Annotated in this window: 24 protein-coding genes and 1 tRNA gene; 17 read left to right on the forward strand and 8 right to left on the reverse strand. The window is 65.9% G+C overall.

The genetic code is table 11. The annotated features are described in order from the left end of the window. Together H7F35_RS07465 and H7F35_RS07470 are read right to left on the reverse strand one after the other, a co-directional pair. Positions 1–588: a DUF2325 domain-containing protein gene (locus H7F35_RS07465; RefSeq protein ID WP_187112286.1), complete on the reverse strand. Its 588-nt coding sequence runs from the start codon at positions 586–588 to the stop codon at positions 1–3. Between the two features lie 65 nt (positions 589–653). Beyond that, positions 654–989, reverse strand: coding sequence for an SMR family transporter (locus H7F35_RS07470; protein WP_187112287.1), 336 nt, complete (start codon positions 987–989; stop codon positions 654–656). 179 nt (positions 990–1,168) lie between these two features. Between H7F35_RS07470 and H7F35_RS07475 the strand changes: the two genes are divergently transcribed. Further along, positions 1,169–1,948 carry an enoyl-CoA hydratase gene (locus H7F35_RS07475; RefSeq protein WP_187112288.1) on the forward strand — a complete coding sequence of 260 codons (780 nt, stop codon included), beginning with the start codon at positions 1,169–1,171 and terminating at the stop codon, positions 1,946–1,948. Positions 1,949–1,996: 48 nt separating this feature from the next. Here H7F35_RS07475 and H7F35_RS07480 read toward each other — a convergent pair whose 3' ends face one another. Both H7F35_RS07480 and H7F35_RS07485 read right to left on the reverse strand, forming a co-directional pair. Then, on the reverse strand, positions 1,997–3,334 hold the full coding sequence (locus H7F35_RS07480) for a hypothetical protein (RefSeq protein ID WP_187112289.1): 1,338 nt from the start codon (positions 3,332–3,334) through the stop codon (positions 1,997–1,999). Beyond that, positions 3,331–3,996: a sigma-70 family RNA polymerase sigma factor gene (locus tag H7F35_RS07485; protein WP_187112290.1), complete on the reverse strand. Its 666-nt coding sequence runs from the start codon at positions 3,994–3,996 to the stop codon at positions 3,331–3,333. Before H7F35_RS07485 ends, H7F35_RS07480 begins: the two co-directional genes overlap by 4 nt. Positions 3,997–4,165: 169 nt before the next feature. Here H7F35_RS07485 and H7F35_RS07490 point away from each other — a divergent pair. The 3 genes from H7F35_RS07490 to H7F35_RS34710 all read left to right on the forward strand — a co-directional run bounded on the left by H7F35_RS07490 (position 4,166) and on the right by H7F35_RS34710 (position 5,024). Next, a tRNA-Met gene (locus H7F35_RS07490) sits at positions 4,166–4,242 on the forward strand. A gap of 66 nt (positions 4,243–4,308) precedes the next feature. Further along, positions 4,309–4,575 (forward strand): hypothetical protein, encoded by a 267-nt coding sequence (locus tag H7F35_RS34705; RefSeq protein ID WP_261803557.1) that lies wholly within the window; start codon positions 4,309–4,311, stop codon positions 4,573–4,575. Then, the gene (locus tag H7F35_RS34710; RefSeq protein WP_261803558.1) at positions 4,557–5,024 is read left to right on the forward strand and encodes an amidohydrolase family protein; all 468 of its coding nucleotides are present in this window, start codon (positions 4,557–4,559) and stop codon (positions 5,022–5,024) included. The genes H7F35_RS34705 and H7F35_RS34710 overlap by 19 nt, the downstream gene beginning before the upstream one ends. A gap of 41 nt (positions 5,025–5,065) precedes the next feature. On the opposite strand, the gene H7F35_RS07500 is transcribed toward H7F35_RS34710, so the two are convergent. Continuing rightward, entirely contained in the window at positions 5,066–5,989 is a 924-nt protein-coding gene (locus tag H7F35_RS07500; protein WP_187112291.1) for a response regulator transcription factor, read from the reverse strand. A gap of 356 nt (positions 5,990–6,345) precedes the next feature. Next, a complete protein-coding gene (locus H7F35_RS07505; RefSeq protein WP_261803559.1) occupies positions 6,346–6,519 on the reverse strand; it encodes a YadA C-terminal domain-containing protein in 174 nt (57 codons plus the stop codon). A gap of 278 nt (positions 6,520–6,797) precedes the next feature. On the opposite strand from H7F35_RS07505, the gene H7F35_RS07510 reads away from it, so the two are divergent. From H7F35_RS07510 to H7F35_RS07530, 5 genes are all read left to right on the forward strand, one after another. Next, positions 6,798–7,151, forward strand: a complete 354-nt coding sequence (locus H7F35_RS07510) for a DUF2946 family protein (protein WP_187114187.1) — start codon at positions 6,798–6,800, stop codon at positions 7,149–7,151. Positions 7,152–7,255: 104 nt separating this feature from the next. Beyond that, positions 7,256–7,912, forward strand: a complete 657-nt coding sequence (locus H7F35_RS07515; protein ID WP_187112292.1) for an SCO family protein — start codon at positions 7,256–7,258, stop codon at positions 7,910–7,912. A 41-nt stretch (positions 7,913–7,953) separates the two neighbouring features. Next, on the forward strand, positions 7,954–8,439 hold the full coding sequence (locus tag H7F35_RS07520; protein ID WP_187112293.1) for a copper chaperone PCu(A)C: 486 nt from the start codon (positions 7,954–7,956) through the stop codon (positions 8,437–8,439). Positions 8,440–8,700: 261 nt separating this feature from the next. After that, positions 8,701–9,141 carry a hypothetical protein gene (locus H7F35_RS07525; RefSeq protein ID WP_187112294.1) on the forward strand — a complete coding sequence of 147 codons (441 nt, stop codon included), beginning with the start codon at positions 8,701–8,703 and terminating at the stop codon, positions 9,139–9,141. Between the two features lie 175 nt (positions 9,142–9,316). Then, positions 9,317–9,709, forward strand: a complete 393-nt coding sequence (locus H7F35_RS07530; RefSeq protein ID WP_187112295.1) for a hypothetical protein — start codon at positions 9,317–9,319, stop codon at positions 9,707–9,709. 219 nt (positions 9,710–9,928) lie between these two features. Here the strand turns inward: H7F35_RS07530 and H7F35_RS07535 are convergent, their stop codons facing one another. After that, a complete protein-coding gene (locus H7F35_RS07535) occupies positions 9,929–11,569 on the reverse strand; it encodes a 3-(methylthio)propionyl-CoA ligase (RefSeq protein WP_187112296.1) in 1,641 nt (546 codons plus the stop codon). 154 nt (positions 11,570–11,723) lie between these two features. On the opposite strand from H7F35_RS07535, the gene H7F35_RS07540 reads away from it, so the two are divergent. The 8 genes from H7F35_RS07540 to H7F35_RS07575 all read left to right on the forward strand — a co-directional run bounded on the left by H7F35_RS07540 (position 11,724) and on the right by H7F35_RS07575 (position 16,970). Then, complete coding sequence (locus tag H7F35_RS07540) at positions 11,724–12,395, forward strand: nitroreductase (RefSeq protein ID WP_187112297.1); 672 nt, start codon at positions 11,724–11,726, stop codon at positions 12,393–12,395. A gap of 55 nt (positions 12,396–12,450) precedes the next feature. Continuing rightward, positions 12,451–13,245 (forward strand): phosphodiesterase, encoded by a 795-nt coding sequence (locus tag H7F35_RS07545; protein WP_187112298.1) that lies wholly within the window; start codon positions 12,451–12,453, stop codon positions 13,243–13,245. 59 nt (positions 13,246–13,304) lie between these two features. Continuing rightward, positions 13,305–14,078 carry a helix-turn-helix domain-containing protein gene (locus tag H7F35_RS07550; RefSeq protein WP_187112299.1) on the forward strand — a complete coding sequence of 258 codons (774 nt, stop codon included), beginning with the start codon at positions 13,305–13,307 and terminating at the stop codon, positions 14,076–14,078. A gap of 36 nt (positions 14,079–14,114) precedes the next feature. Then, on the forward strand, positions 14,115–15,005 hold the full coding sequence (locus tag H7F35_RS07555) for a DMT family transporter (RefSeq protein WP_187112300.1): 891 nt from the start codon (positions 14,115–14,117) through the stop codon (positions 15,003–15,005). 110 nt (positions 15,006–15,115) lie between these two features. Then, entirely contained in the window at positions 15,116–15,721 is a 606-nt protein-coding gene (locus tag H7F35_RS07560) for a hypothetical protein (RefSeq protein WP_187112301.1), read from the forward strand. A 9-nt stretch (positions 15,722–15,730) separates the two neighbouring features. Further along, positions 15,731–16,201, forward strand: coding sequence for a DUF4124 domain-containing protein (locus tag H7F35_RS07565; RefSeq protein WP_187112302.1), 471 nt, complete (start codon positions 15,731–15,733; stop codon positions 16,199–16,201). Positions 16,202–16,221: 20 nt separating this feature from the next. Then, the gene (locus H7F35_RS07570; RefSeq protein ID WP_187112303.1) at positions 16,222–16,671 is read left to right on the forward strand and encodes a ribonuclease HI family protein; all 450 of its coding nucleotides are present in this window, start codon (positions 16,222–16,224) and stop codon (positions 16,669–16,671) included. A gap of 50 nt (positions 16,672–16,721) precedes the next feature. Continuing rightward, positions 16,722–16,970, forward strand: a complete 249-nt coding sequence (locus H7F35_RS07575; RefSeq protein WP_187112304.1) for a DUF3297 family protein — start codon at positions 16,722–16,724, stop codon at positions 16,968–16,970. A gap of 30 nt (positions 16,971–17,000) precedes the next feature. On the opposite strand, the gene H7F35_RS07580 is transcribed toward H7F35_RS07575, so the two are convergent. Continuing rightward, positions 17,001–18,020, reverse strand: coding sequence for a DUF2272 domain-containing protein (locus H7F35_RS07580; RefSeq protein ID WP_187112305.1), 1,020 nt, complete (start codon positions 18,018–18,020; stop codon positions 17,001–17,003). Positions 18,021–18,027 lie beyond the last annotated feature (7 nt).

Here is an 18,027-nt window from a genome sequence, read left to right on the forward strand (position 1 = left end):
CTAGCTAAAGTGCTCCGCCGCGGCGGGGTGCCGCACGAAAAGCATCGGCTGCGGCTCGCCGACCAGCACGCACGGCTTGCCGGTGCGGCGGCAGTGGTCTTGCACACGCCAGTAGGCGCCGTGGCTCACGCAGCCGGTCTGGCAGATGACGAGATCGGCGGCGCGCAGGCCGGCCTCAAGTGCGGGGTCGTCGGCATCGTCGCCGCCGTCGTGCTGCAGGTAGCGGCCACCGGCGATTTCGACCAATTGCCGCGCCAGCGACGGCGCCGCTTCTTCGCGACCGACGCACAGCACGGCCTTTTCGCGCAGGTCGGCGGGTACATCCTGTTCCGGCGGCATGACATGGCGGCGGCGGCCCGGTGCCAGCAGCGCGTGCAGGCGCTTGGGCAGCGGGCTACCCGCAACGGTGCGAGCCGCAAGCTCCTCACGCACGATGGCAATGGCCGAATCGCGCGCCACCAGGGCGCCACGCAGGCGCACGATCTGCGCTTCGAGCCTTTCGACGAGCGCGGCCTGCTCGACCAGCAGGCGCGAGCAGCGCTCCTGCACCCGGGCATAAGCCCGCAGCAACACGGCATGTTCTTGCATCGGGAACTCCATGGCGGGCATTCTAGTTGAGAGCAATTCTCAATTGGAGCCAATTACCCGGTCGCTCAGTGGGCTACGGACTTGGAGAAGACATTCACGACCACCACGCCCGCAATGATCAGCCCGAGACCCGCAATCGCCGGCCCGTCGAGCTTTTGCCCGAACCACAGCCAACTGACCAGCGAAATCAGCACGATGCCGACACCGGACCAGATTGCATACGCGATGCCCGTCGGAATGGTCCGCAGGGTCAACGACAGGAAAAAGAAGGCGACCACATAGCCGGCCACGGACGCCACGGTGGGCCAGAGTTTGGTGAAGCCGTCGGAGCCCTTGAGAAAGCTGGTGGCAATCACCTCGGCAATGATGGCGACGAACAGGTAGGCGTAGTTGGATGTCATTGGCGCCGACTCTATGGAAACTCGCCGCCCCGCGCCACCCGCGCTGGCGGAGCCCCTGCATCAACCCCGGGGCATCGCCCGCAAATTTGACGGCCCGCAAGGGCTGTGCGCAAAACCTGCGGCCCGTGGCCATGCTGGGTATAGTGAAGCGCGTTTTTTCCCCTTCCCCCGGAGACACCATGAGCTACGAAAACATCGAAGTGCGGACCGAAGCAGGCAAGGTCGGCATCGTCACCCTCAATCGCCCGAAGGCGCTCAATGCGTTGAACGACGCGCTGATGACCGAACTGGGCCAGGCCCTGAAGGCCTTCGACGCCGACGATGCCATCGGCTGCATCATCCTGACGGGCAGCGAGCGCGCGTTCGCCGCAGGCGCCGACATCGCCGCGATGGCCAAGTACAGCTTCATCGACACCTACAAGAACGACTACATCACGCGCAACTGGGAAACCATCCGCTCGATCCGCAAGCCGGTGATCGCGGCTGTGAGCGGCTTTGCGCTGGGCGGTGGCTGCGAGCTGGCGATGATGTGCGACTTCATCATCGCAGCCGACAACGCGAAGTTCGGCCAGCCCGAAATCAAGATCGGCGTGATCCCTGGCGCCGGCGGCACGCAGCGCCTGCCGCGCGCAGTGGGCAAAAGCAAGGCCATGGACATGGCGCTCACCGCCCGCATGATGGACGCCGCCGAAGCCGAGCGCGCGGGCCTCGTGAGCCGCGTGGTGCCCTTTGAAAAACTGGCCGACGAAGCCCTGGGCGCCGCGCTGATCATCGCGGGCTACTCGCAGATCGCAGTGATGGCGGCCAAGGAATCGGTGAATCGCGCGTTCGAGAGCGGCCTGAGCGATGGCGTGATGTTCGAGCGCCGGCTGTTCCACGCGCTGTTCGCCACGGTCGACCAGAAGGAAGGCATGGACGCCTTCCTCAACAAGCGCCAGCCGGATTTCAAGAACGCCTGATCGCCCTGATCGGGGTAGCGCGACGCGCGGCTGCCGTCTCGTCGGCAGTCAGCGCGTCAGCAAGGCACGCAGTGCAACGAGCGCCTGGGCCGGGGGCATGCCGACTGTCGCGATGCCATCGGGCTGCGGCGTCCAGCGCACCTGATCCCCGGCGATCTCGAGCACGGCGATGAGCGCGTCGCCTCGATAGAGCGCCAGCCGCACCTCGACCGGTGCGACCAGCGGCTGATCGACGGATGTGGCCGAACGGGCCACGGTGTTCACGAGCGCCGCCAACCCTTCGATGTCACCGCGCGCATTGCGCACGCCAAGGCCGGAGCGCGCGAAGTCGAATGAAGTCCACTGGTCCAGCGCCGCGAAGGATGCGGCGCCAGATGGCTTTGCCGCCTTGGCGGCAGCAGACGGCGCCGCCTGGCGCAACGCCCCGGTTGCTTGTGCATCTGCATTGGCTTGGCCGGCGAACGACGACGTGTTGTTGCCTTGCGTTTCCTTGCGCGTGATCGCCGGGCGCGGCGCGGCTGCCGGAGCTGGTGGTGAAGACGGGCTTCTCTCGAGGTCGACTGTGGGCGGTAGGGCAACCGATGCGGCCGAGGGTGCCGCACTGTACGCGCGACGCCGCTCACCATCCAATTGCTTTTCGCGTTGCTCGTCGCGCGCGGGAGCTGATTGCTCGGCAGCAATAGCGGGTGGGGGTGAAGGCGCGATGGGTGCAGGTGCAGCCTGTGCTGGTGCTGGTGCCGATGCCTCCACCGACTTCTTCTGATCGCTCTCGGGCGCCCGGGGCGCCTGCTTGGCGTATGGCTGCGCTGCGGCGGGCCGCCGGACCTCATCCGCCGTGCTTGCATTGGCCGACTCTTTGGCGCGTGAATCGCGTGGCGCAGCCGCTGGCGATGCCGGCGCTTGCTGCGCAGCGACCGCAGGTGGCGTCGGCTCCGGCGCTGCAGCGGCTGCCGGCTGACTGGCCTGCGACGTGATCTCCGCAGGAGGCTGAATCGGTGCCGGCGCCTGGGCAGGCGCGGTCGCTCCTGCAACGCGTGCTTCGCCGTCGAGCTGCGCATCCGGGATCGGTTCGCGATGCCACAGCACGGTCACGAAAGTGGCGACGAGCACCGTCGCAAACGCCGCATTCCAGGGCATGCGCGAACGCGGCTTTCCGCCGCCGAGCAGTCGGCGCCACCACGGCGCGTCGCTTGCACTGTTGGCAGCCGAGGCCGTTGCCGATACAGGCGTTGCGGCCAGGTTGTGCGCCATCTTGCGGATGGCGTCGCGCGTGCGGGGATCGGGCGTTGCCTCGCTGTCAGGCGCATGGTCAAGCGCGCGGCGCAGCGCGGGGTCGCGCAGAGCGTCATCGCCGTCGAAATTGGTGAGGGTGTCGTTGCCGCTCATGTCTTCTGCTCCAGCACCGACAGGTAGCGTTCCATGCAGCCACGCAGTTTCTGCAGTCCGTAGCGAAGGCGGCTCTTCACCGTCTCGAAGCCGATCTCCAGGCTCGCCGCCAATGCTTCGACGGTCAGCCCGTCTTCGTGGTGCAGCAGGAAGGCGGCACGTTGTTCCGCCGGCAGTTCGTCGAGACAAGTCAGCAGGCGGCGGCCGGCGGCGCGCCAGAACGCGAGCTCTTCGGCCGACGGATGTGCCGCCGCATCGACGGCGCCGCGCACGCCGCGGTCGAGCGAGGGCACGGGGTCGCTGTCGTCGTCCGCATGCGCATCGAGTGCCACTTCACGCCCGCTCACCCGCAGACGGTCCATCGCAAGGTTGTGGGCGATGGTGAATGCCCAGGTGCGCCAGGTGGCGCCTTGCGGCGAGAAACTCTCACGCGCCGAGATGATGCGCACCCAGGTGTCCTGGAACACCTCGTCGGCCTGCGCCACGAGCCGCGCGCCCAGCAAACGCTTGACGAAGCGAAACAGCCCGCCTTCGTGGCGCGCATAGAGCACATCGAACGCGGCGGCGTCGCCGTGCGCGTAGGCCAGCATCAACTGGTCGTCGGGCATGGCCTGGTGCTCGGGAGCGTTCTTGGCGGAAGGGGCGCGGGGAAGCGCGGACATCGGAGGATTCTCACCTCAGCTTGTACGGGCGGCGGGAGCTATCGGGGTTGGTGCCGGCAAAAAAACAGCGCGGGCTCGACAGAAGATTTGGGCAAGTTGCCCACATGGAGTTGAACTCGGCCCAAAGCCTGGGATATAATCTTGGGCTCGGTGCAAAACTGCCCCGAACGGCTCTTTAGCTCAGTCGGTTAGAGCGATGGAATCATAATCCACAGGTCCGCGGTTCGAATCCGTGAAGAGCCACCAGTCAATAAAAGCCTTGTAAGTCAACCACTTACAAGGCTTTTTTGTTTTCCGGGGTTCCACGAAGAGATGAAGTTCGTCAAGGCCAGCGGACTGCCCGTCGCGATCCATGCACCGCAGGAGGCACCGAACAACGTCGATGCTGTCGACTACGAGCGACGCGGCTATCTGGGACCGGATTTCATGATCGCCCATTACGTGCCCGCCAGCGCGGCCGACCTGGCGGCGATGGCACGCACGAAAACACCGCTGTCCTTTGCCACGCATTCCGAACTGCGGCTCAGCGGCACCGGCGATGCGCGTGCGCGCTCTTCGCAATGCGCAACGCGGGCCTGACCATTTCGCTGTCGAGCGATGCGACCTCCATCGCGCCGCCGGACATGTTCGAGGCGATGCACTTCACCTGGAACCTGGGCGTGCCGTGGGCCGGAACGCCGAGCGAGCGATCGAAGGCGGTCGGTGTGCCGGAGGTGATCGAAATGGCAACGATCAACGGTGCCATTGCCCTGGGGCTCGGCGACGTCACCGGCTCGATCACCGAGGGCAAGCGCGCCGACATCATTCTGGTGCGCACGCAAGACCTGAACATGGGACCGATCGGCAACATCGAGACGGCGATCGTGCAGAGCGGCAGTGCCGCCAACGTCGACACCGTGATGGTCGACGGGCGCATCGTGAAGCGCAACGGGCGGCTGCAGGGCTACGACACGCGGGGCACCATGCGCCGCGCGCAGCAATCAGCGGACCGGATTCGCACTGCTGCAGGCGATACCTTGAAGCTCTGAGGTTCGGACGAGGCGATACCAGGCAGGCGGACTGGCGCGGTTCAAAGCGGCGCTTGCGCGTTGCCCCCGGCTAGCGGCGTCACTTCATTGAGTTCGTAGCCGCGCCGGTAGATCGACCTCAAGAGAAAGCCGCTGTCGGGCCCCAGCCCCAACTTTCTACGGACATTGGAAACACACACATCGAGCTTTCTGGATTTCGGAGAGCTGGGCAAGTCGCCCCACAACACCGCGTAGAGCCTCTCGCGCGTCACCATGGAATTCATGTGCCGGAAGAATTCAAGTGCAAGCTCGAATTCCAACGGCTTCAGCGACACCTTTCGCTCGTTGACCCATGCAGAGCGCCTTCTTGTTTCAAAGCGATAGGGCCCGCAGACCAGATCGTCGCCATCGACCTGAAGTGCCGTCTTTCGCTGCATCAGCAGTTGCAGTCGCCATTCGAGCTCACGATCGCTGCAGGACAACGGCACCACGTCAACGCTGCCGCAGGCCAGGAACGACTTGCCGATGTCGGACAAGACACTGAGGCTGTCCTGGGGAGTGACAAGCAGCAAGGGAGCGCGAGCCGCGCTCAAGACGGTTTCCAACTGGGCCTGGAACGCATCGCCTTGCAGCGCGACCATCACGCATCCAAACTGCCGCCCGACACTCAGCGCAGCAAGCAGGTCTTCTGGCGAATCGAACGCCAGGGAGGCATGACCCAATGCATCGAGCCGTTGGCGCAAGGCGTTGCGTCGCTCGGCATCGCCATCTACCAGTGCCATGAGAAATGGTCCGTCCTGCTTCGCGTGGTGTGCCTGTGCAGACTGATGCAGTGAGTTCGGGGACGCCGCGCCCGTGACTTGCGCACGCCCCAGCGGCCTGGAAGCAACGCGAGACAGCGGCGCCAAGGGGTGCACGCCTACATCCGGCTGTGCGGCAAACCCGGCTCTTTCGCCGTTGCCCCGCTTTTCCAGGGTCTGGGTCATTTCAGATGCCTTCACCCACGTGCTGGAAGAGCCGTCGCTGGTATCGCGATACAACATTTTGTTTACTTCAAGAAAGGCACACACGCCCTGGAATGCTGTGTGTGCAACTGGCAAATATCGGGAGAGAAAAACTCTCCGTTCCCGGGGGCCGATCGACCGGGAGAGAATTTACTTTTGCACTCTCAAAAGCATTTTTTTGAATGTCAAGAAAGCGACTTTTTCCAGCAGAAGAACTTCTTCAAGCGTGACAATTTTTTGAATTGACATATGCAAATGCATCGAGCCTCGACATGAGGCCCGATGCGCGTGTGAGGTTTGCGACGGTCACGACGCTGCCGTCGACCCGTTTCAGCGCGTCACCACTCGTAGCCCACCCCCACGCCAAGGTTGAACTTCTGGCCCGCGTAGGCACCGTTGACCTTGTAGACCCACTTTCCGCTTTCAGAGCGTGCCGAATACCCGAAGGCAATCGCGTTGTAGCCCGAGTAATGCCCAGTACCGATGGAGACCAGACTCTTCCCCGGCGTCATCGCTTGCGGCAAGCTGCAGACGGCGCCATTGTTCGCCTGCAGGTGTCACAGGCCAACCGGCAAGCAGTGAACAAGGAACTCAAGGCACTGGTGGCTTTGGGTGCGATTAACCTTGAGTACAACGCCATGACTGACGGTGCTGGACCCCGAAGCATGGGGGCATATCGCGAACCCGAGTCGGTGAAACGGGGGACCTTCATTCACGCGGTGGCCGATAATCCGCGCCGATGCGCTCCTTCGCTTTTGCCCCACGCAACATGCCCGCCGCGCGCGCAGGCATGCGCCGTCCGGGTGTAGGCCTGATCCGCTGGGTGCTGCTGTGGTTCACGCTGTCGATCGGCGTGGCGGTGGCTTCGCCGGTGGTGCACCCGCAGACTGTGGAACTCGTCTGCGCGAGTGTCGGTTCGATCAAGGCCATCGTGCACACCGACGACGGTGCGCAGGAGCTGGGTGCCGGCCACATGGACTGCCCGCTGTGCGTGCTGTCCGGCGCACCGCCTGCTGCACCGGCCACGTCGTCTCTTCCTGTGCTCGTGCCGCTGGCCCAAGCGGTCCGGCCGATTCCGTCCACGCACATCGCTGCGGTCACTGCCGCACCGATGCCGGCGCGTGGGCCTCCTGCGTTCTCCTGACTCTGCTTCGGTTCTTCAGCGCGTGATGCCGCCGCAAGGGCGGAAGTTGCATCGCGCGTTCCTGCAACGAGTCGGCGCCCCTGCGGGCGCTGGAGAGAGCTTTCATGAACAAGACCCTATGGCCGCGCGCATCGGCGTGCGCGGCATCTCCCCGGGCAGGCGTACCTTTGCGCCGCCGCAACCTGCTGCTGCTGGCCGGCGGCCTGGCCGCGCTGTCAGTGGCGGGCTGCGACAAGGTGCTGCCCGCCAGCTTCAACGGCGTCGACATCAGCGGCGCCAAGTACGCGCAGGACTTTCGCCTGACCGACCCCGACGGCCACGAACGCACCCTGGCCGACTACAAAGGCAAAGCCGTGATGATGTTCTTCGGCTTCACGCAATGCCCCGATGTCTGCCCCACCGCGCTGGTGCGCGCCGCGGAAATCCGCCGATTGCTCGGCGCCGACGGCGAGCGCCTGCAGGTGATCTTCGTCACCGTCGATCCGGAGCGCGATTCGCCCGTGGTGCTGAAGGCCTACACCCAGGCCTTCGACCCGAGCTTCATCGGGCTGTACGGCGACATGCAGAGGACCAGCGAGACGGCGAAGGACTTCAAGGTTTTCTACAAGAAGGTGCCCACCGGCTCTTCTTACACCATGGACCATTCGGCCTTCAGCTACGTGTTCGATCCGAAAGGAAAGATCCGACTGGTGCTGCGCCACGAGCAGAGCGCAGAAGAATGCGCGCAGGACCTGCGGCAGATTCTCAAGACGTCCGCCTGAGCTTCAACAACCCGATCCACACATTCAAGGAGATTCTTTCCATGACACCCATTGCACGCATCCTCGCCCTCTCCGCGGCTTCGTTCCTCATGGTGGCCACCGCCCACGCGCAAGTCACCGTCAAGGAGGCGTGGGTCCGCGCCACCGTGCCGCAGCAGAAGGCCACCGGCGCTTTCATGCAACTCAGCGCCGCGAAAGACACGAAGCTGGTATCGGCCAGCTCACCCGTCACCCCGGTCGTCGAAGTCCACGAGATGGCGATGCAGGACAACGTGATGCGCATGCGGCAGATCCCGGCCCTCGAAGTGCCCGCGGGCAAGACGGTCGAACTCAAGCCCGGCGGCTACCACGTGATGCTGCTCGACCTCAAGCAGCAGGTGAAGGAAGGCGACACGGTGCCGCTGACGCTGGTGTTCGAGGGGAAAGACGGCAAGCGCGAAACGGTCGAAGTGAAGGCGCCGGTGCGGGCGTTGAATGCATCGGCGCAGCCTGCCAGTGCTTCTGCGCACGGCGATCACAAGCACTGATCAATGGGCGGTGGTTGGCCGCACCCATGGCGCCAGCTTTACATTCGACAGCCCCACGGCCGGCAGCCCACACCACCGAATACCCTGTTTTGGGGATGGCGCCCGCACACCCGGCCTACAAAAATCGTCATTAGCTAACAAATTTTGACAATTCAAGGCGGGGGCGATGCGCAACAGCATCGACGGCAGTGGGGAGGCGCACACAGGGGATCTTCGGTGCCGCTTACTTACCTTCTCCAACTGGAGCACGCTCGCTTGCCGATGCACGTGACCGACGCGCACGATGTCAGGCGCGTGTCTGTCCTGAAGGCGACGAGCCTCATCGAGGCCGTGATCGACCCGGCGTTCGATGCGGGCGGCAACTACAGGTTGGCGCAGGCGGCGCTGGTCTTGTGCATCACCGACGAGGGGTACGCGGAGATCGCAAGAATGCGCGGCCGCGATGCCGGACTGTCATCGGCTCCCGCGAAGAAGAGCCTTGAGCCGATGGCCTACCTGCACGACATCGAGCGCTCGCCGTTTCCGCTTCGCGTGGAGGAGCCCGAAGAGATCAACTGCGTCGAGGCGCTGAAGCAGGCCGGTTTCGTCGATGCGTCGATCAGCCCTGCGCTGAACTGGAAAGACAGCCCCACTCCGCGCGAGCTGGCGATCGTCAGGCGCATCACGCCATTTGGACGGGCGGCGCTTGCGCGAGGCAGGTAGCCATCGGGTTCATCGGTTGCCCGGCGCGCGTTGCTGGGCGATGGGCCGTCCTGGTGACGCTCTCAATGCCTCGATTTCGCTTTGTGGCAAGACCCGTGGAGAATGCGAGATGACCGCCTCAACCTCTGCCCTCCTCTCCCCGGACCATCTTGCCGTTCTGCGCGCAGTTGCCCGCATGGACCTGTCTCTTGGAATCGCCATCGGCCAGAGCCTGGGCAGACCGGTGACCGAAGACTTGGCGGCACTGCGCGCACAGGGCTACGTGCGGGAAGTTTCCAGCCCCCGGCATGACGGAACGCCCAGCCATCTGCAAACGATCACGGCCAAGGGGAGCCAGGCGCTGCAAGCGCAAGACGGGCTGGGCGCCTCCGCGCTGATGCCGACGATCGGCCCCCGCCCCCCCCTGCGCCGCGAAACGTACACCGGCGGCGAGATGCGCCCGTTCACGGGACGCGCAGGATCGATGGATGCGCTGAAGTACCCGAGCCGGGTCGGCAACGAACTGCGCTATCGCGACGATGGCAGTGAGCCTGCCCGCAAGGACGCGCCGCCGCGGCGCAAGTCCTAAGCCAGGTTCGGCGGCCGGGTTGTGGCCGACCGCACAACCCGTCCATCCCCTATCACGCTTTCCTGAATGCCTGCGCCCCCGGCAGATGCCTTTTTTTCCCAGGCACAGGTACTGCCTATTCAACAGGCAACGTGGTGGGAAGCCCCGTCAATCCTCGCTTCGCTACCTCGCCTCCCCCGACAACCCACAGAGTTGTCCACAGAAAAATCGAACAAGTCATCAAACTGACTTGGCCGCGACATATCCGTTGAACTGCTCGCGCAGCTTGGTCTTGAGCAGCTTGCCGGTGGCTGTATGCGGCAGGCTGTCGACGAAAGCCACGTCGTCCGGCAGCCACCACTTCACGACCCGTTCCGACAGGAAAGTGAGCAGTTCCTCGCCCGTCACCTCTGCACCGGGGCGCTTCACCACGATGAGCAGCGGGCGCTCTTGCCACTTCGGATGGGCAATGCCGATCACCGCCGCCTCGGCCACGGCCGGGTGCGCGCTCGCGGCGTTCTCCAGGTCGATGGACGAAATCCATTCGCCACCCGACTTGATGACGTCCTTGGCGCGGTCGACCAACTGCACGTAGCCGTCTTCGTCGATGTTGGCGACGTCGCCCGTCGGAAAGAAGCCCTCGGCGTCGAGCACCGAGCCGCCTTCGCTCTTGAAGTAGCCGCTCGCGATCCACGGGCCGCGCACGTGCAGGTGACCGAAGGCCTTGCCGTCGTGCGGCAGACGCTGGCCGTCTTCGCCGACGATCTTCAGCTCCACGCCCCACACGCCCCGGCCCTGGCGCATCTTCACGCGCATCTGCTCTTCCTTCGGCATCGCGTAGTGCTTGGGCAGCAGGTTGCCGATCACGCCGATGGGGCTGGTCTCGGTCATGCCCCAGCCCTGCACGAAGTCGGCGCCGAAGTCGCGCTCGAAGCGTTCGATCATGGTGCGCGGCGTGGCGGCACCGCCGACGCCGATGCGCTTGAGGCCCAGGGCGTGCGTGTCGATTTCGGGGTGCGCATCGAAGTACTGGAACAGCATCATCCAGATGGTGGGCACGGCCTGCGAGAAACCGACTTTTTCATCGCGCATCAGCTCGTACAGGCTCTGGCCGTCCATGTGCGGGCCGGGCATCACGAGCTTCATGCCGGTCATGGCGGCCGCATAGGGCATGCCCCAGGCGTTGGCATGGAACATCGGCACGGCGAGCAGCAGCGTCATCTGCGAGTTGACGCCGAAAGTATCGGGCGCGCATTCCATCAGCGAATGCAGCACGGTGGAGCGGTGCGAATACAGCACGCCCTTGGGGTTGCCGGTGGTGCCCGAGGTGTAGCAAAGCGACGAGGCGGTGCGCTCGTCGAACTCGGGCCAGGTGTAGTCCTCGCTCTGCGCGCCGATCAGCTCGTCGTAGCACAGCAGGTTGGGCACGTCGATGGCGGGCATGTGCGCGCGGTCGGTCATGGCGATGAAGGCGCGCACCGACTTCAGGCCGGGCGCCAGCTTCTCGACCAGCGGCGCGAAGTTGGCGTCGAAGAACAGCACCTTGTCTTCGGCATGGTTGACGATGTAGTCGATCTGCTCCGGAAAGAGCCGCGGGTTCACCGTGTGCAGCACCGCACCCGAGCCCGAGACACCGAAGTACAGCGCCAGGTGACGGTAGGTGTTCCATGCCAGCGTGCCGACGCGGTCGCCGGGTTCGATGTCCAACGCCTTCATCGCATTGGCCACCTGCTTGGAGCGCCGCCGCAGTTCCGCGTAGTTGGTGCGGTGAACCGGCCCCTCCACGGTGCGTCCGACGATCTCCGCGTGCGGATGGAAGGTGGCTGCGTGGTCGATCAACGACGAGATCAGCAGCGGGCGGTCTTGCATCAATCCGAGCATGTGTGTGTCTCCTGTGCGCCGGAAATGGTAGGCAGGCCCCATCGTGCACCCCATCGTCGGAACGGACGATTGAAGGCACCCGAGGGTTGCCCCTAACATGGGCCCGCCATGCCGGACGAGCCCCAGCGCCCGGGGGCATCACAAGGACCCTTGCATGAACGTTCAGGACGCTGTGGCCACCCGCCGCTCGGTGCGCGATTTTCTAGACACGCCGGTGCCGGGCGACGTCATACGCCGCGTGGTCGCGCAGGCGCTGCGCGCGCCTTCGGGCGGCAACCTGCAGCCCTGGCACCTGCATGTGGTGGGCGGCGACAGCCTGGCCGAACTCAAGACGATCATGCACAACCGCGTGCAGGAAGCGCCGACCGGCGAAGGCAGCGAATACGACATCTACCCGCGCGAGTTGGTCGCGCCCTATCGCGACCGCCGCTTCGCCGTCGGCGAGGCCATGTACGCGCGCCTGGGCATTCCGCGCGAAGACAAGGCGGCGCGCCGCGAATGGTTTGCGCGCAACTACCAGTTCTTCGGTGCGCCGCTCGCGCTGTTCTGCAGCGTCGACCGCCGCATGGGCCCGCCGCAGTGGTCCGACCTGGGGATGATGCTGCAGAACGTGATGCTGCTGCTGCGCGCCGAAGGCCTCGACAGTTGCCCGCAGGAATGCTGGGCGATCTACCCGCAGACCATCGGGCAGTTCATCTCGCTGCCGCCCGAACGCATGCTGTTCACCGGCATGGCCATCGGCTATGCAGACCGCAGCAGGCCGCTGGATGCGCTGGTGACCGAACGCGCGGCGCTGGACGAGGTGGCGGAGTTCGTCGGCATCTGAAGAGCCCGGAACGAAACCTGCTTGATGATGGAGAACCACGAGGCTTGTTCCCCCTATGCTCATCGCGCAGATTTCCGATCCCCACGTAAGGCCCGCCGGGCAGCTCTACCAGGGCGTTGCCGACTCGAACCGCATGTTCGACGAGGCCATCGATCACTTGCACGCACTGGACCGCCAACCCGACCTGGTGCTGCTGACAGGCGACCTCGTCGATGAAGGCCGGCCGCAGGAATACGCTGAAGTGCGTACCCGGCTCGCAAGGCTGGAGGTTCCGTACCTCGTCATCCCCGGCAACCACGACCACCGCGAGAACTTTCGCGCGGCCTTCGCGGACCATGCCTATCTGCCGCACACCGGCGCACTGCACTACTGCATCGACGACCATCCGGTGCGCATCGTCGCGCTGGACTCGTGCATTCCCGGCCTGCATCACGGCGGTGTCGATGCCGAAGGCCTTGCATGGCTGCAGCGCACGCTGGAGGCCGACCGCAAGAAGCCAACGCTGCTGATGCTGCACCACCCGCCGTTCATGAGCGGCATTCCCTACATGGATGCCTACCGCTACATGGACACGGCCCCGCTCGAAGCCATCGTGCGTGCGTTCGACAACGTGGAGCGCGTGCTGTGCGGGCACGTGCACCGCACGATGCTGCGGCGCTGGGCCGGCACGGTCGTGTGTTCGTGCCCCAGCAGCACGACCGAGATCGCGCTGCGGCTGGCCCCCGACGCGGCACCGACTTCGTACAAGGGGCGGCCGGGCTGCATGCTGCACCTGTGGGACGAGGTGCACGGCATGGTGAGCCATGTGAGCCACATCGGCGCGATGGAAGGGCCCTATCCATTTGCCTGATGGCGGCACGGCCCGCGCGGCAGGAGAATGCGCACGGAACCCACCGCCCACGCCAGACGATGCCCAAGGAACGAACGCTCCTCTACACCGGACAAGAGTTCGCGGTGGAGCACGTGCGCTTCCACGCGCAGCGCAGCGAGTGGAGCGCGTTCTATACCGTGGCCTCGCAACGCATCGTCTTCCCGATGGGCCGCACCATGTTCGATGTGCGCTCGGGGTCCGGCACCTGGCTGGTCGATGGGCTCACTGCCATGCGCTTCGCCGATGCGACGGTCTACCAGATGCGCCCGAACGCCCACGCCGCGCGGCAAAGCATGGTGGTCAGCGGACACGCTTCACCGCTGCCCGTGGATGCCGCGCCCAACTTCAGCTTTCTGCGGCCGAAGTCGCTGTACCGGCTCCATGCCGCGCAGCGGCAGCTTCTGACGCGCGGCACGGGTGCAGCCGACGTCGCGGCGCTGGTCGAAGCGCTCGGCACCTCGCGCCCGCAAGTGCCGCTGACGGGCGCGGTCGCCCGTGCCCGGCGGCTGCTGGCGGAAACCGCCGATCGGAGCACACGCGTGTCCCTGCACGATGTCGCCGACGCGGTATCGCGTTCTCCGTTTCATCTGGCGCGCAGCTTCCGGCAACAGACCGGATTGAGCCTGCACCAGTACCGCCAGCACCTGCGGCTGGCCTCGGCCATGGAACGGCTGGTCGATGGCGATCATGAGCTGGCGGGCATCGCGCACGACCTGGGCTACTGCAGCCAGAGCCATCTGGGTGCCGTGTTCAGGCAGGAGGTCGGCGTGACACTGGGCGAAGCGCGGCGGGTGCTGGGCGCACGAATCTGATAGCTGCCACGCGGCGCGGTCGCGAGACTCACCGCGATGGACCGCAACCTTTCCACAGGCTTTCTCGCCGCACTGACAGCCGCCTTTGTCGGCAGCGCATGGCAACTCGTCTCGCGCCACGGCGTGACCACCACGCTGGGCCCGATGGAGCTGGCACTGATGCGCTACGGCATTCCCGCGTTGCTGCTCAGTCCGCTGTGGTTCGGCAAGGGGCTGATCCCGCCGAAGGCCCCACGCATCGCGCTCGTGCTGCTCGTCATCGGCGGTGGCCTGCCCTTCGGGCTGATGGTGCTGGCCGGCGCGCGCTGGGCACCCGCGAGCCACATGGGCATCTTCATGGCGGGCAGCCTGCCGCTCTTCACGGCGCTTGGGGCATGGCTTCACAAAGGACAGAAGGTCGGTGGCATCCGCTTGCTGGGGTTGATCTGCATTGCGGCCGGCATGGCGCTGTTTGCCGCAGGCAGCTTCCGTTCCGGCTCGCTCGACTGGCGGGGTGACCTGCTCTTTCTTGCAGCGGCCATGCTGTGGGCCGTGCACTCGCTGGCCTTCGCACATTGCGGGCTCACGCCGTGGCAGGGCGCGGCGTTCGTGAACGGGTGGTCGAGCCTGCTCCTGCTGCCCGTGCTTTGCTTTGTCGGCGCGCCGAAGCTGCTCAGCGCTCCGTGGCAGGACATTGCGCTGCAAGCTGTCGGGCAAGGCGTGGTCGCAGGTCTGCTGGGGCTGGTGGTCTATATGGTGGCGGTCGCGCGCTTGGGTGCATCGCGTGCATCCCTGTCTGCCGCGCTGGTGCCAGTGCTGACCACGCTGGGCGCCGCGTGCTGGATGAACGAACCGGTCACTGGTGCGGTGCTGCTGGCGCTGGCGCTCGTCGTGCCGGGCGTCGTGCTTGCGAGCGGTGCCTTGCGAATTCGCGCAAGGCCGTCCTGATGCTGCAGGCAGCGGCTGCCCGGGCAGAATGCGCTCCAGAAAATCACTTCGAGGCACACATGGAGAAGCGCATCCTTTCGGTGGCCCGGACCAGCTTGGCGCAGTGAACCGTGAAGCGCGTGGTGTTCATCGAAGGCTTGCCGGGAAGTGGCAAGACCACGCTGGCCAAGCACCTGTGTGAAGTCGAACGGCTGGCTGGCCACGCAAGCGAATGGCATCTGGAAGAGGCGGCGGACCACCCGGTGCATCCCCACGCGCTCAGCGCACGCAAGGCGCATGACGACTTCCCCTTCCGGTGCCTGCAAAGCTGGCAACGCTTTGCAGACCGGACCCGATCCGAAGACACGCTGCACATTCTCGAAGGCAGCGCCTTTCAGAGCACGGTGCGCTTCATGCTGGAGCAAGACCGGGAAGGCATCGCCGGATACTTCGCGCACTTCGAAGAAATCGTCAGCCCACTGCAGCCGAGCTTCATCTACCTGCGCCCCGTGGACGCCGTGGCTCATTCGCAAGCCACCGCCAGCTTTCGCGGTCCGAACTGGACACGCAAAGTCGCCGCGTACATCGAACAGACACCCTATGCACGCCGGCGCGGGCTGCGGGGAGAAGCTGGCATGCATCGGTTCTGGGCGGACTATGCGCAGGTGTGCGATGCGCTGGTGGCGCAGCTCGGGATGCCCGTCACGCCGATTGCCCCAGCCCCGCATCCCCGCTAACCTCACCCCATGCGCATCCCGGCCGTTTCGCTCCTCCTCTCGATCCTCGCGATGGCGTCGGGCGCGCACGCGGACGTGGTTCGTTGCACGGACGCCAACGGCGCCGTGTCGTACACCGATGGCGCCTGTCCTTCAGGCAACCGGCAGTCGCGGCAGGTGCCGATCCTCGAATCGCCGCCGCCGGCGCCACGCGCACCATCCGACGAGGCGCGCCGCCCGGACTACGCATCGCCACCGTCGAGCGCCATGCCCCCTTTGGCGCAGACGCGCCCATCGGGTCCGTCCATCATTCCGCGCAACCCCGATGCCCGCCCCGTGCAGGAACCCGCACAAGACCCCGGTGTTGTCGTCCTGAGCCCGGACCCGTACTACGACGGCTGGCGCCGCCCGCGACGGCCACCGCCGCATGTGCATGACCCCGGGCCACCGCCCGGCCAGCGGCCCTGCAACCTCGCGGGCATCAAGCGCAACAACTGCTGAGCGAGCAAGCGAGCGAACGAATGAGCGAGAGCCTTCCGTGGGTCGTCTACTGCGACGGCAGCGCCATGCCGAACCCGGGCCGCATGGGCATCGGCGCCGTCATCACCGCGCCTGACGGCAGCCGCCACACGCTGTCGCAGGCCACGCACACCACGGGCTGCAACAACGAGGCCGAACTGAGGGCGCTGACCCTGGCACTGCAGGAACTGCGGGCCCAGGGCGCCACGGCCGTGCTGGCCTACAGCGACAACAGCATCCTGGTCGAGCAGCTCGGCGCGGCACACGCCAAGCCGATCGCGCGCATGGCCGAGCTGTTCGACGACGCCCGCGCGCTGCTCGGCACTTTCGAGCAGGCCAGCATCCGGTGGATTCCGCGCCATCGCAATGGCGAGGCCGACGCGCTGGCACGTGCCGCGCTGGGCTTTGCGCCCAAGCCGGCCGCCAAGGTCACGAAGAAGAAACGGCGATAGCACAGCCGCGCGGCGAAACGGCCGGCCGTCAGGTCCTATCATCGGGCGCCATGACAGAAGCCACTCCCCTCCCACCCCTTCCCGACCACCTGTCCTCCAACCCGCGCAGCCCGCACCATGTGGCGGCTGTCTTCGAGCACGACGTCGGCATCCGATTCAACGGCAAGGAACGCCTCGACGTCGAGGAATACTGCATCAGCGAAGGCTGGATCAAGGTGCCCTCGGGCAAGACCGTGGACCGCAAGGGCCACCCCCTGCTGCTCAAGCTGAAGGGCAAGGTCGAAGCGTTCTACCGATAGCCGGACAGCCCGCAGGGCACCGGCCTTTCTTCAGCGCCACTGCAACAGCAGCGACCACGGCTGGCGGCTCATGTGCCGGTCCACACATCCCGCCGCGCCACTCACGGCGCACCCTTCGGGCAGATAGCTCGGGTCCAGCAGGTTCGTTCCGCGCGCAAAGTCGAGGCGGCGCAGGGTGACCGACTGGACCACGTTGCCGCCCACGGTGTCGAAGCCGGTGGCATCGACGGCCACGACCACATCGCAATGCATCGGCAGCGCATCGCCGCCGGTGGAGCGCGTGGCCAGCACCTCGCCGATCTTGTCGTAGGTATCCAGGCCGGCACCGTCGCCCCGCGCCTGGCAGACCAGGTCGCCCACGCGCGGCGGCGTGCGCATCAGATCGCAGGCACGCATCGCAGAGCGCGTGGGCTGCCCCAGCGACTCGGCCACGCCGGCCTGCCACGCGGCGCCGGCATAGTCGACATGCGCTTCCGAGAAAACGAACTCCTCGTCACTGAGCCCGGCACGGCGCGCAAGCCAGCTGATGAACGCGGCGGACCAGGGCGAGTCGATCACGGCCACCCGGTTCACCGCGACTTCGACGGCGCGCAGGCCGACGTCGTCGAGCCCTTGGTCAGGTCCGCCGCCAGGGCTTTGCGTGGAGGCTGCGGCCGACTGGTTCAGCGCCTGCGTCAGCAATCGCCGGTCCGCCGGATGTGCACCGCCGAACCGCACCAGCGACGGCAACCTGCTGTCCTGCGGATCGATGGCCCGCCAGTAGCCGAGCACGCGCTGCCAGGGTGGCATCCCCTTCGCCGTGCGGCGCGTGTCTTCGGCCTCGTAGTCGCCTACTTCGGTCAGGCGACCTTCGGCATCCATGGTCTGGCCGCCGAAGGCCTGGTGCTCCAGCAGCGCCGCATCGGCCATGGCCAGCGCACGCGGCGGCGACGGAATCTGCACGGCGGTGTCGAGGCAGCCCGACATGGCCGATGCATTGCCGCTGAAAGCCAGCACGAGCGCGAGAACGCCCGTGGCCAGCAGGGAAGAAGAAAAGTCGGTGGACGGCATGTGGCCG

It is taken from the genome of Variovorax sp. PAMC26660 (assembly GCF_014302995.1).
Taxonomy (GTDB): Bacteria; Pseudomonadota; Gammaproteobacteria; order Burkholderiales; family Burkholderiaceae_C; genus Variovorax.

Bases quoted from the DNA above. Each gene is read 5' to 3' on its own strand.
- H7F35_RS07580 (WP_187112305.1), bottom strand. From the start codon at position 18,020: ATGCCGTCCACCGACTTTTCTTCTTCCCTGCTGGCCACGGGCGTTCTC.
- H7F35_RS07505 (WP_261803559.1), bottom strand. From the start codon at position 6,519: ATGACGCCGGGGAAGAGTCTGGTCTCCATCGGTACTGGGCATTACTCG.
- H7F35_RS07475 (WP_187112288.1), top strand. From the start codon at position 1,169: ATGAGCTACGAAAACATCGAAGTGCGGACCGAAGCAGGCAAGGTCGGC.
- H7F35_RS07480 (WP_187112289.1), bottom strand. From the start codon at position 3,334: ATGAGCGGCAACGACACCCTCACCAATTTCGACGGCGATGACGCTCTG.
- H7F35_RS07545 (WP_187112298.1), top strand. From the start codon at position 12,451: ATGCTCATCGCGCAGATTTCCGATCCCCACGTAAGGCCCGCCGGGCAG.
- H7F35_RS07550 (WP_187112299.1), top strand. From the start codon at position 13,305: ATGCCCAAGGAACGAACGCTCCTCTACACCGGACAAGAGTTCGCGGTG.
- H7F35_RS34705 (WP_261803557.1), top strand. From the start codon at position 4,309: ATGAAGTTCGTCAAGGCCAGCGGACTGCCCGTCGCGATCCATGCACCG.
- H7F35_RS34710 (WP_261803558.1), top strand. From the start codon at position 4,557: ATGCGCAACGCGGGCCTGACCATTTCGCTGTCGAGCGATGCGACCTCC.
- H7F35_RS07535 (WP_187112296.1), bottom strand. From the start codon at position 11,569: ATGCTCGGATTGATGCAAGACCGCCCGCTGCTGATCTCGTCGTTGATC.
- H7F35_RS07570 (WP_187112303.1), top strand. From the start codon at position 16,222: ATGAGCGAGAGCCTTCCGTGGGTCGTCTACTGCGACGGCAGCGCCATG.
- H7F35_RS07515 (WP_187112292.1), top strand. From the start codon at position 7,256: ATGAACAAGACCCTATGGCCGCGCGCATCGGCGTGCGCGGCATCTCCC.
- H7F35_RS07555 (WP_187112300.1), top strand. From the start codon at position 14,115: ATGGACCGCAACCTTTCCACAGGCTTTCTCGCCGCACTGACAGCCGCC.
- H7F35_RS07565 (WP_187112302.1), top strand. From the start codon at position 15,731: ATGCGCATCCCGGCCGTTTCGCTCCTCCTCTCGATCCTCGCGATGGCG.
- H7F35_RS07500 (WP_187112291.1), bottom strand. From the start codon at position 5,989: ATGACCCAGACCCTGGAAAAGCGGGGCAACGGCGAAAGAGCCGGGTTT.
- H7F35_RS07525 (WP_187112294.1), top strand. From the start codon at position 8,701: ATGCACGTGACCGACGCGCACGATGTCAGGCGCGTGTCTGTCCTGAAG.
- H7F35_RS07485 (WP_187112290.1), bottom strand. From the start codon at position 3,996: ATGTCCGCGCTTCCCCGCGCCCCTTCCGCCAAGAACGCTCCCGAGCAC.
- H7F35_RS07540 (WP_187112297.1), top strand. From the start codon at position 11,724: ATGAACGTTCAGGACGCTGTGGCCACCCGCCGCTCGGTGCGCGATTTT.
- H7F35_RS07510 (WP_187114187.1), top strand. From the start codon at position 6,798: ATGCGCCGTCCGGGTGTAGGCCTGATCCGCTGGGTGCTGCTGTGGTTC.
- H7F35_RS07530 (WP_187112295.1), top strand. From the start codon at position 9,317: ATGGACCTGTCTCTTGGAATCGCCATCGGCCAGAGCCTGGGCAGACCG.
- H7F35_RS07575 (WP_187112304.1), top strand. From the start codon at position 16,722: ATGACAGAAGCCACTCCCCTCCCACCCCTTCCCGACCACCTGTCCTCC.
- H7F35_RS07470 (WP_187112287.1), bottom strand. From the start codon at position 989: ATGACATCCAACTACGCCTACCTGTTCGTCGCCATCATTGCCGAGGTG.
- H7F35_RS07465 (WP_187112286.1), bottom strand. From the start codon at position 588: ATGCAAGAACATGCCGTGTTGCTGCGGGCTTATGCCCGGGTGCAGGAG.
- H7F35_RS07520 (WP_187112293.1), top strand. From the start codon at position 7,954: ATGACACCCATTGCACGCATCCTCGCCCTCTCCGCGGCTTCGTTCCTC.